This window comes from Ruminococcus flavefaciens (assembly GCF_900116855.1).
In the GTDB taxonomy this organism is placed as follows: Bacteria; Bacillota; Clostridia; order Oscillospirales; family Ruminococcaceae; genus Ruminococcus; species Ruminococcus flavefaciens_R.
Genome location: NZ_UETD01000010.1, coordinates 125,765 through 140,733, shown reverse-complemented (window position 1 = coordinate 140,733; position 14,969 = coordinate 125,765). Strand labels below are relative to the sequence as shown.

Genomic DNA, 14,969 nt, shown 5'->3' with positions numbered 1-14,969 from the left:
ACGATTTTTAAATAATTTCCGCGAACACATTAATTCTTGATTCTCAATTTCATCGTTTGCGCTGATCGGCGGGCACCGTAAAAGTGACCCTTGTCAGGTCGCTGTCGGGATAGCCCAGAATATAGCGCTGGAGCTTTATAAGATCGGCAATATTCAGAACGCGGTCACCGTTGAGGTCTGTGGTGATGTCGGGCACTTCATTTCTGCCCTCCGTCAGGATAAGCTTCCTCAGTGCGGCAACATCAAAAACATCGATAACATCATCGCGGTTTATATCGCCGAGGACAGTCTCTATCTCCTCTGTGGGAACGGTAGTAGTTGTTGTAGTTGTAGTCGTTACCGTGGTAGTAGTGGTGGTTGTAACCTTTGTCTGCTGTGGGAAGATGTTAAGGAACAGGTCGAGTGACTCCAGCGGCTTGCCGTGGAAATCGAAAAGCGCCTGATTGTCAAATGAGGAACCGCCCGTAGCATCTACGCCATCGTCATAGCTCTTGGCGTAGATGGTAGCCCAGCCTGTGCCGTACTTCTCCCAGTTGTTCTTCTGGTCGTTCAACGAAAGGTCGGGTATGCCCAGCCAAGCAGGCTCCCAGTAGAAAACGCCTATGCCGTGACCGTTGCAGTTGGCAATTGCCTGAAAGACGTCGGTAACGGCTTTTATCTGACCGTCAACGGATACGGGATAGCGCAGCTCGCAGTCCTCATAGCTGGAGGTCACGTTGTTGCGGAAGTGGTCGCCGTCCATATCGGTGTAGGGGTAGGCGGTCTCGGCAACCATGACGTACTTGTTGTAGGTGTTGCCGATATCCGTCAGCACCTTTGTCAGGTTCTCGAGGGAGCCGTGCCAGTAGGAGTAGTATGATGTGGCAAACACATCGTAATCCAGCTTGCACTCGTTCATGATCTTGGCGTACCAGCCGAAGTGACCGTTTCCGGGATTTGCAAAATGGTGAGCGATGAGGATATCCCTGTCGAAGTCACGGACAGCCTTCTCGCCGCTGGAGAACAGGTCGCATATCTTGTACATGTCCTTCTCGCCGCAGAAGAAGCACTCGGTCTCGTTGCCCACCTGCACCATGCCGATATCGCTGCCGTTTTCGGTTAGGTACTTGAGCACCCACGATGTCCAGTTGTATATCTCGCTCTTGAGCTTTTCATGGGAGTGGGGCTGCCAGTACTTGGGACGGGTCTGCTTTGCAGGGTCCGCCCAGAAGTCTGAGTACTGTATATCCGCAAGGAGCTTCATTCCGTGTTCAGCAGCGCGTTTGCCTATTTTAGCGGCAGTTTCCAGATCGGAGTGACCGCCGCCGTAGCTGTTGCCGTTGTCGTCATGGGGCTCGTTCCATATCCTTACGCGGATATAGTTGACGCCGTGGTCGGCAAGGACGGTGAACAGGTCAGCCTCATTGTCATTGTCGTCATAGAACTTCATGCCCGCTTCCTCTAAGGAGATCACGGAGGAGATATCCACGCCGCGGATAGGCTCCCCGCCATTGATACGGCTGTCGAAGTTGTTGAATGTCACGGCAGGTATATTTGCTGCGTCGGTGACATGGACGGATGTACCGCAGCTGCCTGCGACGGGAAATGCTATTGCCGCAGCGATAACAGCTGCGAGGACTCTCCTTGTACTCATAATGACCTCCTTTGTATCAGTCGTTTTTCTTCCTTGTTCTTATCCACATCTTCTTCATGGGGTTCTTGACCTGCATATCCGAGAAGTAATGGTACAGCACATCCTGATTGCAGCCTGCATCGGGAAGTGACTTGTAGAACTTCTCCAGACCCTTGATATCCATGCCTATCTCAGAGGGAAACTCGATATCGTTTGCGGTGAATACGACTGCACCGTTTACGGGAGTAGTATCGAAGCCCCCCTTTTTCAGATGGTGGATAACATTATCCATGTGGGTCTTGTTCTGAAGCTGTGGGTTATAGAGCTTATGGGTCTTGCTGCCGATAGAGTGGGTGAGGTTCTTGCCGCTGCCTGTTACCTTACCTGAGATGCCCTTGGTCTCCACTACAAGAACACCGAAGCGGCCGAATACAAGGTGGTCCACCTCGCAGGCCTTGTTGTAGAGAGGGAGGTAGGCATTGTTGATGATACGGATATGATCAGCCTTTCCAATTTTCTTCAGCTTTTTTGCCACCTTGCGCTCGGCAGCTCTGCCCTTGCGCTTGCCCTTGCTGAAGTGTACGGAAATATATAGAATGAGCAGAAGTACAGCCACCGCTATGACAGCGATGAGTATCCATGTTTTTTTGTCAAATATTATCGAAGCAGAAATATCAGGTACCATAATTTTCTCCTTAAAAAATGAATAATCATAATATATGCGGTGATAATAGTCATGTACCGTTGAAGCGCGGCATATCCGTCATCAGCGGTCTTACAAATCCCGAATAAAGAGGTGTTCTCAATATGTGGGACAAAATAGCTCTTATTCTTCTGATAATCGGAGGAATAAACTGGGGACTTGTCGGTATTTTCGAGTTTGATATGGTCGCATGGCTCTTCGGAGGCGCAGACAGCGTCATCAGCCGTGCGGTATATATACTCGTAGCCATTTCGGCAGTCTGGTGCATATCACTTCTCTTCCGCAAAGACGAGGAGCTTGCAGTACAGAATATCGACAGATAGACCCGTTCACACGCTCCTTCAACGATGCCGTAAGGAGCGCTACATACGGATATGCAAAAAGGGAGGCATAATGCCTCCCTTTAATTTTATGAATTAGTCGCTGATATAAGGAAGCAGAGCGATGTGTCTTGCTCTCTTGATAGCAACTGTGAGCTCACGCTGGTGGTAAGCGCAAGTGCCTGTTACACGTCTCGGAAGAATCTTAGCTCTCTCGGTCATGCACTTTCTGAGCTTAGCGAGATCCTTATAGTCGATCTTCTCGATCCTGTCAGCACAGAACATACAAACCTTCTTGCGGGGCTTCTTCGAGGGACGGGAATTTCTTTCCTTTTCCATGACTTTTCCTCCTATCGTAATAAAGTAAAGTTAACGATCTCAGAACGGAACATCTCCGTCGCTGAGGATCTCCTCAAAATCGCTGAGGTTGCCGTAAGACATACTGTCATTTGCAGCGGGCTGCTGTGGAGCTGCCTGCTGAGGAGGAGCGGAATAATTGTTATTGTAATTGTTCTGGGGAGCGCCGTAGCCTCCGCCGTTCTGATAACCGCCGCCATTGCCGCCGTTATCGCCCTTGCCGCCCACGAATTCAACGTTATCCACCTGCACGTCCATGGTGTAGTGAGTAACATCGGGGTGATTCCTGTCCTGATAGTTGTTATTTCTGAGAGAGCCCTCGATAGCGATGAGCTTGCCCTTATTGAAATAACGTGACACGAACTCGGCTGTCTGTCTCCATGCTGTGCAGCTGATGAAATCAGCCTGTCTCTCGCCTGTAGTCTTATCGGCGAAGCGCCTGTCTACAGCAACAGTAAATCTGCATGAAGCAACACCGCTCTGAGTCTGTCTCAGCTCGGGATCAGCAGTAAGTCTGCCGACTAAAATAACCTTATTCATCTGACCGCCTCCTGATAAATGAAGTAGAATTATTCAACAACTGTAACGAGTGAACGAAGAACGCCGTCTGTGATGTTGAGACGTCTTGAAAGCTCAGCGGGATAATCGGGCTGTGACTGGAATGTGTAGATCACATAGTAGCCCTCTGTCTCGTCCTCGATAGGATATGCAAGCTTGCGCTTACCCCAATCCTCGTTGACTTCAACAGCTTCGGCGTGACGCTCGATTCTCTCCTTGAACTTCTCTACGAGAGCCTTCATAGGCTCCTCGCCGTTCTTGAGGCTGAAAACAACCATTACTTCATACTTAGCGGATACCTTTGCCATTTAGCACACCTCCTTCTGGGATCATGCCCGGCAACTTACTGCGGGCAAGGATAATAATAGTATCGGTTTACACACGATACTCAAATATTATACCATTTCAAAAAGGGCTTGTCAAGCGTTTTTCAAAAACTTATTTCTCAAAAAAGTTGACAACTGACAAGCTTCATAGTATAATAAGTATATACGGGAGCCATGAAGCTCCCTTTATTTGCGAAAGGATATGTATATGAATGGAAACCTATAACATTCTCAGAGACCTTGCCATTATCTTCATATGTGCCAAGGGAGCGGGACTTCTTGCCAGAAAGTGCAGGGCTCCTATGGTAGTGGGCGAGATAATCGCAGGGCTTATCATCGGTCCCTGTCTCCTGAACTGGGTAACGCCAAACGATTTCGTGGCGCAGATGGCGGAGATAGGCGTTATACTCATCATGTTCTCCGCAGGACTTGAGACCAACCTGCAGGAGCTGAAAAAATCGGGATTCGCGGCGTTCTTTATAGCCTGTGTGGGAGTGCTTGTGCCGCTGGTCGGCGGAAGCCTGCTGTATATGTGCATTTACGGCTTCTCGGCATTCGGCACGGACGAGTTCTTCAAGGCGGTGTTCATCGGCTGTATCATGACGGCTACCTCCGTAGGCATCACCGTTGAGGTGCTGAAGGAGATGGGCAAGCTCAAGACCCGTGTGGGACAGACCATACTCAGTGCGGCTATCATCGACGACGTTATCGGAATCATCGTGCTGACCTTTGTTCTCGGCTTCAAGGACCCCGACAGCAATACACTCCTCGTAACGGGAAAGATACTGCTGTTCTTAGTGCTGTCGCTGGTTCTGGGCATTGTCATCTACAAGCTGTTCAAGTTCTACGACGACAGACACGCCCACACAAGACGTATCCCCATTATCGCCATCACGCTCTGCTTCATAATGGCATTCGCGGCTGAGAAATACTTCGGTATCGCCGATATAACGGGAGCCTATATCGCAGGAATAATCCTCTGCAACGTCCGCGATGCCGAATACATAGACCGCCGCATAAGCATAAACGGCTATATGTTCTTTGCACCTGTGTTCTTTGTCAGCATAGGACTGAAGACGGATTTCAGCAATGTTGACTCCAGCATGATAGTGTTCTCCATAGGCTTTGTCATAGTGGCAATGCTCAGCAAGGTCATCGGCTGCGGACTGGCATCAAAGTGCTTCAGGTACAGCTGGACAGACTGCCTCAAGATAGGTGCAGGCATGATGACCAGAGGAGAGGTAGCCCTCATCATTACCAACAAGGGACTGGGGCTTGGCATCATCGACTCCTCGTACTTTACTGCGGTAATACTCCTCATTATTGTATCAAGCATAGTAACGCCCGTAGTGCTGAAGCTGCTTTTCGGAAAGTCCGACAAGGGCACTAAAGAAGCGGCTCTTGCCACGGCGAAGAAATAGCAATATCCCCGAAAGGAGAATAATATGTTCAGAATAGGTCACGGTTACGACGTACACAAGCTGGTGGAGGGCAGAAAGCTCATTCTCGGCGGAGTTGATATTCCCCATGAGACAGGGCTTCTCGGTCACTCCGACGCAGATGTGCTGGCTCACGCCATCATGGACGCAATGCTGGGAGCGCTGGCAATGGGCGATATCGGACACCTTTTCCCCGACAACGACGACAGCTTCAAGGGTGCGGACAGCATGAAGCTCATGGCAGAGGTTTGCCGCAGGGTAAGAGCCGAGGGCTGGGAGATAGGCAATATCGACGCAACTGTCATAGCACAGGCGCCCAAGCTGGCTCCGCATATAATGACCATGCGCGAGAATATTGCAAGGGTCTGCGGCTGTGATGTGTCGCAGATAAGCGTAAAGGCTACCACCGAGGAGCACCTCGGCTTCACAGGCGAAAAGCTGGGAATGTCAGCCCATGCAGTAGCACTTATGCAGAAGGCATAAGCCAAAGCGCAAGAAGCGTTCAGACGGATACCCATATAAAAGTTATGCCCCTGAGAGTTCATTCACTCAGGGGCAATGTTTTTTATTAAGATAAATCGGAATTTAACACCTACGGTGTTAAATTCCGAAGCCCTTAGCCTTTAGCTTTTAGCCATTAGGAAGCGGCTTCGCCGCTTTATTATCGGGCGGCGGAACGCCGCCCCTACATCAGGCTAACGGCTAATGGCTATGGGCTAACGGCTTAAATCAAAATTTAGCAAAGCTAAATTTTGATTTATATTACGCAGGAGCGCTTTTAACCGAGTATTATATCTGCGATATCGGAGGGCTTCTCCGCTATGAAATCCGCACCTGCTGCTTCCAGCTCGGCGCGTCCGCGAAAGCCCCATGCACAGCCTATGCTCTCTATGCAGGCATTCTTCGCGGTCTGTACATCTACATTGCTGTCCCCTATCATGAACACGCGGTTCTCCTCGTCGGGGAGGGCTGCGAATATCTCGATAAGTATAGCCGTATCGGGCTTTGCAGGTCTCTTGTCATTGCCGCCGAGTATACGGACAAAATCAAACTCAGGCAGCAGCTCCATGACTATCTCCGCAGCCACATTCTCGGGCTTGTTGGTTGCCACAGCAAGCTTTACACCGCTGTCCCGCAGCCTTGCAAGGCTCTCCTTTATGCCGTCATAGAGCTTTGTCTTGTCCAGATAGTGAACCTCATAATACTCCTTGAAAAGTCCGTGGAGCTCATCGAGCCTGTCCTTGCTGTCCTCGGGAAGCGCTCTGTAACAGAGCTTCCTTACGCCGTTTCCCACCATCTGCTTATAGGCAGTATAGTCATGGGTGGGAAAGCCCAGCTTTTCCAGTCCGAAATTCACAGCGTCACCAAGGTCAGCTATTGTATCGGCAAGTGTTCCGTCAAGGTCAAATATTGCAGTTATCATGGCTCCTCCTCATTCACCCATGAGCTTTCTTATCTCGTCGGGAGTGAAAACGTACTCCTTACCGCAGAAATGACAGCTCACCGCAGTATCCTTGCCCTCATCGGCTATGGACTTCAGCTCGTCCTTTCCTATGCTGATGAGAACTCTCTCTGTACGCTCACGGCTGCAATCGCACTTGTATACGGGAGCGGCTGTGTCCAGCACATTGGGCTCCAGACCATCAAGGAGCATATTCGCTATCTCCTCGGGGGTTATGCCCTCGTCCAGCATTGCCGAAACAGGACGTATCTTCGCAACATTCTTCTCGATGATATCTATGCACTTCTCGTCCGCAAAGGGAAGGAGCTGCACAAGGAAGCCGCCTGCGGACTTCACCGTAAGGTCGGGATTTACAAGGACGCCGAGGCTGCACACCGTGGGTATCTGCTCACTGGTGGCATAGTAGCTGGCGATATCCTCGGCTATCTCTCCCGAAACAAGGGGGATAACACCCACATATGGCTCCTTCAGTCCCATGTCCTTCACCACGGAAAGAGTACCGTCTGTGCCCACTGCGCCGCCTACGTCAAGCTTGCCCTGTGCATTGAGAGGTATCTCCACCACAGGATTATTGACGCAGCTCTTTACGTTTCCGCGGCTGTCGGCAACTGCCACAAGCTGTCCTGCGGGACCGCCGCCGTCAACTCTCAGCGTGATGCTGTCCTCATCGCCCTTGAGCATATAGCCCATGAGGGAGGCAGCTATGGTAAGCCTTCCCAGTCCTGCCGTGATAACAGCTGAGGTCTTGTGTATGCGCTCTATCTCCGAAACAATGTCCTTTGCGTCAAGAACCTCTGCAAACGCGGAGCCGTCCGCAGATATAGCTCTGTATAAATTTCCCATATTATCTATCCTTTCAGTATTTCTGACCGCTCCTGATACATCTTGCGGCGTAGACTATCCGCTGTGAGTCCGCCTTCGGGGGCTCAAGAGTATCGTCGCCGTACTTTCCCAGCACCTCAAAGCCGCATTTCCTCAGCAGTCTCTCTATGTCCTCCTCGCTGTAAGCCTTTTCCGAGAAGCTGTCGGAGCTTCGGGAGTATAGCCCGTTCTCCTCCCGCTCGAAGAACTCCAGCGCCATTCTGACCTCAAGGGTGTCGGGGTCAAGAGTGTTCTCCCAGACGCAGTACACGTTCTCGGTCTCGTAGGTGAAGGTATTGTTGGCAAGGACCTCCCTGTGCTTGTAGGGAGTGTTCACATCAAAGATGAACAGTCCGTCCTGCTCGGAGAAGAATGCCACGTTCTCGAAAACCTTCCTGACATCGTCAATTGAGGCAAGGTGGTTTATGCTGTCAAGGGCGCAGACGGTGATGTCCACCGTGCCGAACATATCCAGCTTCCGCATATCCTGACAAAGGTACTGTATATCCAGTCCGCTGTCGAACTTCTTATCGAGGGCTATCCCCAGCATCTCGTCGGAGTTGTCCACGCCGATAACGTCGTAGCCAAGTCCTGCCATGACCTCAGAGATACTTCCCGTACCGCAGGCAAGGTCAAGGAGGATATTCTCCTTTGTGGTCTTGAAGCGCTGAATGATATTGTGGAAGTACTCCCCACGCTTTTTGTAGTCTATATTTGCAGTGAGCTCGTCATAATAACGGGCAAACGCGCTGTATCCGCTCATAATAATATCTCCCGAATAGTAGTTATAGCTCCTCAGCCTCAGTATGAGCCCGTAGGCAGCGAGACGTCCTTAACGTAGCTCTCATTGCCCTGCGCATCATACTCATAAAGCTCATACATTCCCTTCTTCTTTATACGATGCCTTCTCTGGGTGAGCTTCAGGCTTCCGTCAGACCAGACAAGTATGTACTGGTCACTCTCTCCATTCTCAGATGAGGAGTAGTCAAAGTAAGTGATCTCCTTTGTGTCCTCTATGGTAAAGAGCTGGTATCCGCTGAATCTGTTCAGCTCCTCCCATGGTGTATAGCTGCCGCTTGCGGTATCGTAGCGGTAATAGAGCACGTTCAGTCCGCTTCCGTCTCTCGATGTATCGGTATATATGGCAAGGTCGCTGTGACCGTCAAAGTCGAAGTCGTACTCAGAGAAAAGCAAGCCCTCGGGTACAGGCGCAGGACAGCCATTGTTGATCGTGTAGCTTGCCTGATACTCGCCTGAAAGTATCTTTCCGCACATTTCGGGCAGTCCGCTGACCTCTATGCTCTGGAGCAGCTCTGCCCCCTTCATATAGTCAACGGAGCTGTCGGTCACGCGGAAATACTCAATATCCTTTTCCGTTTTTTTCAATTCACCTGTCCGACCGTTAAGAAGCTGCCTTTCGGTAAGCACCTTCCGCAATTCATCGTCAAATACATAGTTGTACACGAAGGGACCGTCATCAGAGGTGTAATAGCTTATGCTCATACTTATGGGGACAAGCTTGTCTTCCTGCCATCTGAATACGGTACTGCCTTCGTTTGAATCGCTTTTCTGTACAACAGTGACTGCATTTTCGCTGCTGTCCGTTTCGCAGGTGACGCTGCAGCCCCTGTTTTTATCAAAAGCAAAGGCAATGGGAAGTTTTTCCCCTGCACTGACAAATTTCTCAGCCTCATGGTCGTATACCCAGCAATCAGCCCTGAAGCAGTCCAGACAAACAAAAATATCGTCATAGCCGTCAGAATTAACATCTGCAAACAGTACCTGTTCACCCTCACTGAGAGGAGTATCGAACTTCATACTGCCTGCGGACTTTCCGTTGACGAGCATAGTGGCGCCGTTCTTGTCCGCCGAGAGCTTATAGTCCTCTGCGCTCACCTCGGCAGCAGTGGTTTCAACAGCCTCTGTGGCAGGCTCCGTGACACTCACAGACGAGTCATTGTTATCTGAACATCCTGCAAGCAGCAGACTGCCTGCAAGCAGCAATAATAGCTTTTCCGATCTCATAGCAAAACCTTTCTTATGTTTATCAGCAGTCATCCTTTACGTATTTGCCTGTACGAACATAATGCTCGTTTCCGTCCTCGTCATATTCGTATATATCGCAGTCATTGCTGTCGCCGTGATAAAATTGCCGCTCTTTCAGACAAAGCTTGCCCTTGTCCCATTTGAAGATATAGCAGTTGTGGTCCTCGTCAAGTGAATGCTTATCATAATACCGGATAGTCTGTGTCTGGGAATTTGCGCTGATATAACAGTCAAAGGCATTGAGCTCCTGCCACTCCGTATACCTGTCCTTTTCGGCGTCATATCGGTAATAGACATATTTATCACTGCCCCCTGCAAGCACAGAATCCGTCTGTATCTGCAAGTCGTTATAGCCGTCGAAATCATAGTCATCTTCGATGAGGAGCACATCTGCGCTGTCATCGAAGTTGTAAGAGCTATGTGGGAGAGAGTCAGCCTTTCCGTTCTGCTTTATCCGCTCATAGAGCTGCGGAAGCCCCGACACATCAATGGACTGTATCAGCTCCCGTCCCTTCATGTAGTCCACGGAGTTTTCAGCGGCGCGGAGGTAAGGCGGATCGGTCTCGGTTTTGAAGCAGGCATCTGTCTCAGGGTTGATGTACTTTCTCTCGACAAGGACTTTTCCGCCGTTTTCGTCAAATTCATAGCAGTCTTTCAGCTTCTTCTCTGTACTGGAGCGATCATAGTATTCCACTGTCAGCTCCAGAGGCGAAAGCTTATCGTTCTGCCACTTATAGCGATATTCCAATGTCTGCCAGCTTCCACGAACTGTCGCAGACAGCGTCTTGGAAGTACTTGCAGGAGTCATATGGTACGTCTTTCCATCGAAAAGAGCAAAGGCATCAGACTTTGTGAACTCCTCTTTCTCAGGGTCATACAGCCAGTAGGTGCCTGTTTCAAGGCTGTCATACACAAAAATATCGTCATAGCCGTCGAAGTTCACGTCCTCGGTCACAACATCATCTGTTCCGTATTCGGGAGGCTCGTCCAGCTCGATAGTTCCCACCTTGCTTCCTCCTTGGAGCACGGTAAGTGTAGTGCCCGAAAGTCCCACGGTGAACTTCACCTTCTTCTCCTTATTTCTCGGAGGAGTATATATAGTGACTATGGGCTTTGTTGTGTCAGGCTCAGTGATGGTAGTCTTGGCAGCGGTGGTTTCTTCGGCAGGAGCACTGCTGAGAGATGTCCTGCTCTCCGAACAGCCCATAAGCAGTACGGCGGTCAATATTGGTACGATGTAATGCTTATTCATAATGAGTCTGTTCCTTTCACGCTGCTGTAACAAGGGGCTGCACCGTTTTCGGCGCAGCCCCGCAGTAAACTCTGATGAATAGATCAGCCAGCCGCTTTAAGATAAGTCCTCCGCAGACGGATCCTCTGTTTCGCCGCCAACAGGATTGCCCTGACTGTCCTTGGTCTCTCTTGAGCTCTCGATACCGTTCTCGTCATAGAGCACAGTCTCAATGAGCTCGCCGTCATTGTACTGGTTGACATATCTTCTGAGTACAAGGAGCTGATGCTCGTTCCACTCGAAGGTCTTTGCCTCATAGTTGAGGGTATCCTTCTTATTGTAGATAGTAAGGCTGTTTTCCGTAGCATTGGGAACGATCTCAAATCCGAGACCGTTGAGCTCGCTCCACGCTGCATAGATGCCCTTTGTGGGGTCATAGCGGTAGTACTTGCCTGTCTTGTTGAGTTCATCCTGCTTCTCAATTATAAAGAGATCGGGATAGCCGTCAAAATCAAAATCGTTCTGCCTTACGATGAAGTCGTTTATCGTCTTTGAGGGGTCATTTGCGATGGTGTTCCTTATCTCTGTCAGATCAACGTCCTTCAGCACCTGTATCGAACCCGACATTCCCTCTCTTGAAACGTCTATCTCGTTTGAGCTGCTGTTGAGCTCAAAGGTGATGGAGCTGTAATCCTTAGGGTCTATGGCAGGTGTCTGTGATGTGGGCTGAGCTGCTGTAGTTGTGGTTCTCTGAACAGTGGGGACGTGTCTTGTGGTGCCGCGGCTCCCGCCGCTGTTTCCGCCTGAAGCTCTTGTTGCAGCCTGTACTGATGATTTTTTTGACTTTGTGGTAGTTGTTCCCGATACCTTCTCGCCTGCGGTCTTTGACGTAGTCGAACCTGTTGTATGTCCGTCTGTCATAGCCTCTGTCTCGGAAGTTGTACGACTGCGGGTAGTGCCCTCAACTATTCCCGAAACGATATTGATGCGGCTCTCGACGCCCGAAGCATCGCTAACCTTGCCGCAGCCCGAAAGAAGTGCCAGAAGTATAACGGGAAGAATACACTTTTTCATATTGTCACCTCATAAAACCTTTCTTTTCTCTCTATAAAAGAAACTTTGCACAGCCGCCCCCTGCGGCAATGCTTAAAGGGGCGGCAGTCCGCCCCTGTGCATATTACTTGTTAGCCATATCCTTTGCCTTGCAGCACTTCTTGTACTTCTTGCCGCTTCCGCAGGGACAGGGATCGTTATCGCCGATCTTCTTCACGCGGACAGGCTCGTCTGTAAAGCTGCCGTCACCTGCTCCTGCATTGGGAGCATCGGGCTGAGCGACCTGCTCACGCTCGGGAGCCTCGTTCTTCTGGAGCTTTACTGTAAGGAGCATACGGATAGTATCCTCACGGATGGACTCGACCATAGCGTCGAACATCTCAAAGCCCTCGTAACGATACTCGATAACGGGGTTCTTCTGACCGTAGGAGCGGAGTCCGATACCCTTCTTCAGCTCCTCCATATCGTCAATATGAGCCATCCACTTGGTATCAACTACCTTCAGCAGGATAACTCTCTCGAGCTCACGCATAACATCCGAACCGTACTCTGCTTCCTTTGCCTCGAATATCTCTCCTGCCTTGGTGCTGAGAGTATTTACGATATCCTCCTTGGAAACGTCGCCCAGATCGTCCTCGTCGTAGTCAAGGTCCTCGGGACCGATGAGCCAGCCCATGAAGTGCTCTCTGAGACCAACAAGGTTCCAGTCGTCCTTTACCTCATCGTCAACGAGATAGCTGTCAACTGTGGACTGGATGAGATCCTCTGACATCTTGAGGATGCTCTCGTGGAGGTCCTCGCCGTCAAGTACCTGAGCTCTCTGCTTGTAGATGATCTCACGCTGTGTATTCATAACGTCGTCGTAGTTGAGGACGTTCTTTCTTATGCTGAAGTTCTGACCCTCGACCTTCTTCTGTGAAGACTCGATGATCTTTGTGAGCATCTTGCTCTCGATAGGTGTATTCTCGTCAACATTGAGGGTCTTCATAAGGTTCTCAAGTCGGTCACCTGCGAAGATACGCATGAGGTTATCCTCGACTGAGAGGAAGAAGCAGCTTTCGCCCTCGTCGCCCTGACGTCCTGAACGTCCGCGGAGCTGGTTGTCGATACGGCGTGACTCATGACGCTCTGTACCGAGGATATAGAGACCGCCTGCCTCCTTAACGGCAACAGCCTTCTCCTTTACCTCTGCATTGAACTTGTCATAGAGCTCGCGGTAGAGCTTTCTTGCTGCAAGTATCTCCTCGTCATCTGTATCAGCAAAGCCGATAGCCTCTGTGATGATCTCCTCGGGGATCTCGCGCTTTCTCAGCTCGGCTCTTGCGAGGAACTCGGCGTTACCGCCCAGCATGATATCGGTACCACGTCCTGCCATGTTGGTAGCGATGGTAACGGCGCCGTACTTACCTGCCTGAGCAACGATCTCAGCTTCCTTTGCGTGATGCTTGGCATTGAGGACCTCGTGCTTTATGCCCTTTCTCTTGAGCATAGCGGAGAGGAGCTCTGACTTCTCGATGGAAACTGTACCAACGAGGATAGGCTGTCCTTTCTCGTGGCACTCTATGATCTTATCGATGATAGCAGCGTACTTGCCCTTTTCGGTAGTATATACCTGATCGTTGTGGTCTATACGGATAACGGGCTTGTTTGTGGGAACAGCGATAACATCCAGCTTGTAGATCTCCTTGAACTCGTCTTCCTCGGTCATGGCAGTACCTGTCATACCGGAAAGCTTTGTGTAGAGACGGAAGAAGTTCTGGAAGGTGATAGTAGCAAGAGTCTTTGACTCGCTCTTGATCTTAACGCCCTCCTTAGCCTCGATAGCCTGATGGAGACCGTCGTTGAAACGACGACCCATCATAAGACGGCCTGTGAACTCGTCAACGATGATGATCTCGCCGTCCTTGACAACGTAGTCGATATCGTTCTTCATTACGCCGTTAGCCTTGATAGCCTGATTTATGTGGTGGAGCAGTGTCATATTCTCGGAGTCCATAAGGTTCTCGACTCTGAATGCCTGCTCTGCCTTCTTAACACCGCGCTGTGTGATGGTTGCGGTCTTAGCCTTTTCGTCGATGATGTAGTCAGCGTCCTCGTTGAGAGCGTCCTGATCCTGCTTGTCGTCCATTTCAACTACTGTTGTGGCAGTAAGTGTCTTTGCAAAGCGGTCAACGATTGCGTACAGGTCTGTGGACTTGTCGCCGCGTCCCGAAATGATAAGAGGAGTACGAGCCTCATCGATGAGGATGGAGTCCACCTCGTCCACGATAGCGAAGTTGGGGGCACGCTGAACGCGCTCCTCCTTGTGAGTTACCATGTTGTCACGGAGGTAATCGAAGCCCAGCTCGTTGTTTGTAGCGTAGGTTACGTCGCAGTTATAAGCTGCACGGCGCTGGTCGTTGTTGAGACCGTGAAGGATACATCCAACAGTAAGTCCCAGCCAGCGGAGCACCTTGCCCATTTCCTCAGCCTGAGTCTTTGCAAGGTAATCGTTAACGGTAACGACGTGAACGCCGAGACCTGAAAGTGCGTTGAGGTATGAAGCTACGCAGGCAACGAGAGTTTTACCTTCACCGGTCTTCATTTCGGCAATACGTCCCTGATGGAGAACGATAGCACCGATTATCTGTACGGGATAGGGCTTTTTCTCGAGGACACGCCAAGCGGCTTCTCTTACGGTAGCAAGAGCCTCGGGGAGGATATCGTCGAGAGTCTCGCCGTCCTCCAGTCTCTCCTTGAATTCGGGGGTTTTAGCCTTCAGCTCTGCATCAGAGAGCTCACCGTATTCCTCTTCCAGCTCCAGTACTTTATTCTTAATAGGCTCTATGCGCTTCAGCTCGCGGTTTGAGTAAGCGTTAGGACCGAAAATGTTTTTGAATAAACCCATTTTGTTTTCCGCCTTTACATTATTTTACATTATTCATTATTATAGTGTAGGTCTGATACATTGTATAAATACACATAATATATTGTACATCAAACGACATAGTTTGTCAATACC

The 14,969-nt window shown here is 50.2% G+C and carries 15 protein-coding genes; 3 read left to right on the top strand and 12 right to left on the bottom strand.

What is annotated here, in order from left to right; translation table 11 throughout:
• Positions 1 to 49: 49 nt before the first annotated feature.
• Both DSZ37_RS11845 and DSZ37_RS11840 read right to left on the bottom strand, forming a co-directional pair.
• The gene (locus DSZ37_RS11845; protein ID WP_109727103.1) at positions 50 to 1,633 is read right to left on the bottom strand and encodes a glycosyl hydrolase 53 family protein; all 1,584 of its coding nucleotides are present in this window, start codon (positions 1,631 to 1,633) and stop codon (positions 50 to 52) included.
• Between the two features lie 16 nt (positions 1,634 to 1,649).
• Positions 1,650 to 2,297 (bottom strand): nuclease-related domain-containing protein, encoded by a 648-nt coding sequence (locus DSZ37_RS11840; protein WP_109727102.1) that lies wholly within the window; start codon positions 2,295 to 2,297, stop codon positions 1,650 to 1,652.
• A gap of 122 nt (positions 2,298 to 2,419) precedes the next feature.
• Between DSZ37_RS11840 and DSZ37_RS11835 the strand changes: the two genes are divergently transcribed.
• Positions 2,420 to 2,638, top strand: coding sequence for a DUF378 domain-containing protein (locus DSZ37_RS11835; protein WP_028519265.1), 219 nt, complete (start codon positions 2,420 to 2,422; stop codon positions 2,636 to 2,638).
• A 93-nt stretch (positions 2,639 to 2,731) separates the two neighbouring features.
• On the opposite strand, the gene rpsR is transcribed toward DSZ37_RS11835, so the two are convergent.
• Genes rpsR through rpsF form a run of 3 tightly spaced genes read right to left on the bottom strand, consistent with a single transcriptional unit; the run spans position 2,732 to position 3,858 of the window.
• Positions 2,732 to 2,974: a 30S ribosomal protein S18 gene (gene rpsR / locus DSZ37_RS11830; RefSeq protein WP_028519264.1), complete on the bottom strand. Its 243-nt coding sequence runs from the start codon at positions 2,972 to 2,974 to the stop codon at positions 2,732 to 2,734.
• A 39-nt stretch (positions 2,975 to 3,013) separates the two neighbouring features.
• Positions 3,014 to 3,532, bottom strand: coding sequence for a single-stranded DNA-binding protein (locus DSZ37_RS11825; RefSeq protein ID WP_028519263.1), 519 nt, complete (start codon positions 3,530 to 3,532; stop codon positions 3,014 to 3,016).
• Between the two features lie 29 nt (positions 3,533 to 3,561).
• Positions 3,562 to 3,858 carry a 30S ribosomal protein S6 gene (rpsF, locus tag DSZ37_RS11820; RefSeq protein ID WP_109727101.1) on the bottom strand — a complete coding sequence of 99 codons (297 nt, stop codon included), beginning with the start codon at positions 3,856 to 3,858 and terminating at the stop codon, positions 3,562 to 3,564.
• 230 nt (positions 3,859 to 4,088) lie between these two features.
• Between rpsF and DSZ37_RS11815 the strand changes: the two genes are divergently transcribed.
• Both DSZ37_RS11815 and ispF read left to right on the top strand, forming a co-directional pair.
• A complete protein-coding gene (locus tag DSZ37_RS11815; RefSeq protein WP_109727100.1) occupies positions 4,089 to 5,297 on the top strand; it encodes a cation:proton antiporter in 1,209 nt (402 codons plus the stop codon).
• A 24-nt stretch (positions 5,298 to 5,321) separates the two neighbouring features.
• Positions 5,322 to 5,798: a 2-C-methyl-D-erythritol 2,4-cyclodiphosphate synthase gene (ispF, locus tag DSZ37_RS11810; RefSeq protein WP_109727099.1), complete on the top strand. Its 477-nt coding sequence runs from the start codon at positions 5,322 to 5,324 to the stop codon at positions 5,796 to 5,798.
• Positions 5,799 to 6,093: 295 nt separating this feature from the next.
• Here the strand turns inward: ispF and DSZ37_RS11805 are convergent, their stop codons facing one another.
• The 7 genes from DSZ37_RS11805 to secA form a co-directional block, all read right to left on the bottom strand.
• The gene (locus DSZ37_RS11805) at positions 6,094 to 6,738 is read right to left on the bottom strand and encodes an HAD family hydrolase (protein WP_109727098.1); all 645 of its coding nucleotides are present in this window, start codon (positions 6,736 to 6,738) and stop codon (positions 6,094 to 6,096) included.
• 9 nt (positions 6,739 to 6,747) lie between these two features.
• On the bottom strand, positions 6,748 to 7,620 hold the full coding sequence (hslO, locus tag DSZ37_RS11800) for an Hsp33 family molecular chaperone HslO (protein ID WP_109727097.1): 873 nt from the start codon (positions 7,618 to 7,620) through the stop codon (positions 6,748 to 6,750).
• A gap of 13 nt (positions 7,621 to 7,633) precedes the next feature.
• Positions 7,634 to 8,401, bottom strand: coding sequence for a class I SAM-dependent DNA methyltransferase (locus tag DSZ37_RS11795; RefSeq protein ID WP_109727096.1), 768 nt, complete (start codon positions 8,399 to 8,401; stop codon positions 7,634 to 7,636).
• A gap of 38 nt (positions 8,402 to 8,439) precedes the next feature.
• Positions 8,440 to 9,663: a hypothetical protein gene (locus DSZ37_RS11790; protein ID WP_146198179.1), complete on the bottom strand. Its 1,224-nt coding sequence runs from the start codon at positions 9,661 to 9,663 to the stop codon at positions 8,440 to 8,442.
• A gap of 22 nt (positions 9,664 to 9,685) precedes the next feature.
• The gene (locus DSZ37_RS11785) at positions 9,686 to 10,936 is read right to left on the bottom strand and encodes an XAC2610-related protein (RefSeq protein ID WP_109727094.1); all 1,251 of its coding nucleotides are present in this window, start codon (positions 10,934 to 10,936) and stop codon (positions 9,686 to 9,688) included.
• Positions 10,937 to 11,032: 96 nt separating this feature from the next.
• A complete protein-coding gene (locus tag DSZ37_RS11780) occupies positions 11,033 to 11,989 on the bottom strand; it encodes an XAC2610-related protein (RefSeq protein WP_109727093.1) in 957 nt (318 codons plus the stop codon).
• 103 nt (positions 11,990 to 12,092) lie between these two features.
• A complete protein-coding gene (gene secA, locus DSZ37_RS11775) occupies positions 12,093 to 14,855 on the bottom strand; it encodes a preprotein translocase subunit SecA (RefSeq protein WP_109727092.1) in 2,763 nt (920 codons plus the stop codon).
• Between the last annotated feature and the right edge of the window lie 114 nt (positions 14,856 to 14,969).

Coding starts and splice junctions, on each gene's coding strand:
- ispF (WP_109727099.1), top strand. CDS start 5,322: ATGTTCAGAATAGGTCACGGTTACGACGTACACAAGCTGGTGGAGGGC.
- DSZ37_RS11780 (WP_109727093.1), bottom strand. CDS start 11,989: ATGAAAAAGTGTATTCTTCCCGTTATACTTCTGGCACTTCTTTCGGGC.
- DSZ37_RS11805 (WP_109727098.1), bottom strand. CDS start 6,738: ATGATAACTGCAATATTTGACCTTGACGGAACACTTGCCGATACAATA.
- DSZ37_RS11790 (WP_146198179.1), bottom strand. CDS start 9,663: ATGAGATCGGAAAAGCTATTATTGCTGCTTGCAGGCAGTCTGCTGCTT.
- DSZ37_RS11785 (WP_109727094.1), bottom strand. CDS start 10,936: ATGAATAAGCATTACATCGTACCAATATTGACCGCCGTACTGCTTATG.
- DSZ37_RS11825 (WP_028519263.1), bottom strand. CDS start 3,532: ATGAATAAGGTTATTTTAGTCGGCAGACTTACTGCTGATCCCGAGCTG.
- DSZ37_RS11845 (WP_109727103.1), bottom strand. CDS start 1,633: ATGAGTACAAGGAGAGTCCTCGCAGCTGTTATCGCTGCGGCAATAGCA.
- DSZ37_RS11795 (WP_109727096.1), bottom strand. CDS start 8,401: ATGAGCGGATACAGCGCGTTTGCCCGTTATTATGACGAGCTCACTGCA.
- DSZ37_RS11815 (WP_109727100.1), top strand. CDS start 4,089: ATGGAAACCTATAACATTCTCAGAGACCTTGCCATTATCTTCATATGT.
- hslO (WP_109727097.1), bottom strand. CDS start 7,620: ATGGGAAATTTATACAGAGCTATATCTGCGGACGGCTCCGCGTTTGCA.
- DSZ37_RS11840 (WP_109727102.1), bottom strand. CDS start 2,297: ATGGTACCTGATATTTCTGCTTCGATAATATTTGACAAAAAAACATGG.
- rpsR (WP_028519264.1), bottom strand. CDS start 2,974: ATGGAAAAGGAAAGAAATTCCCGTCCCTCGAAGAAGCCCCGCAAGAAG.
- DSZ37_RS11835 (WP_028519265.1), top strand. CDS start 2,420: ATGTGGGACAAAATAGCTCTTATTCTTCTGATAATCGGAGGAATAAAC.
- secA (WP_109727092.1), bottom strand. CDS start 14,855: ATGGGTTTATTCAAAAACATTTTCGGTCCTAACGCTTACTCAAACCGC.
- rpsF (WP_109727101.1), bottom strand. CDS start 3,858: ATGGCAAAGGTATCCGCTAAGTATGAAGTAATGGTTGTTTTCAGCCTC.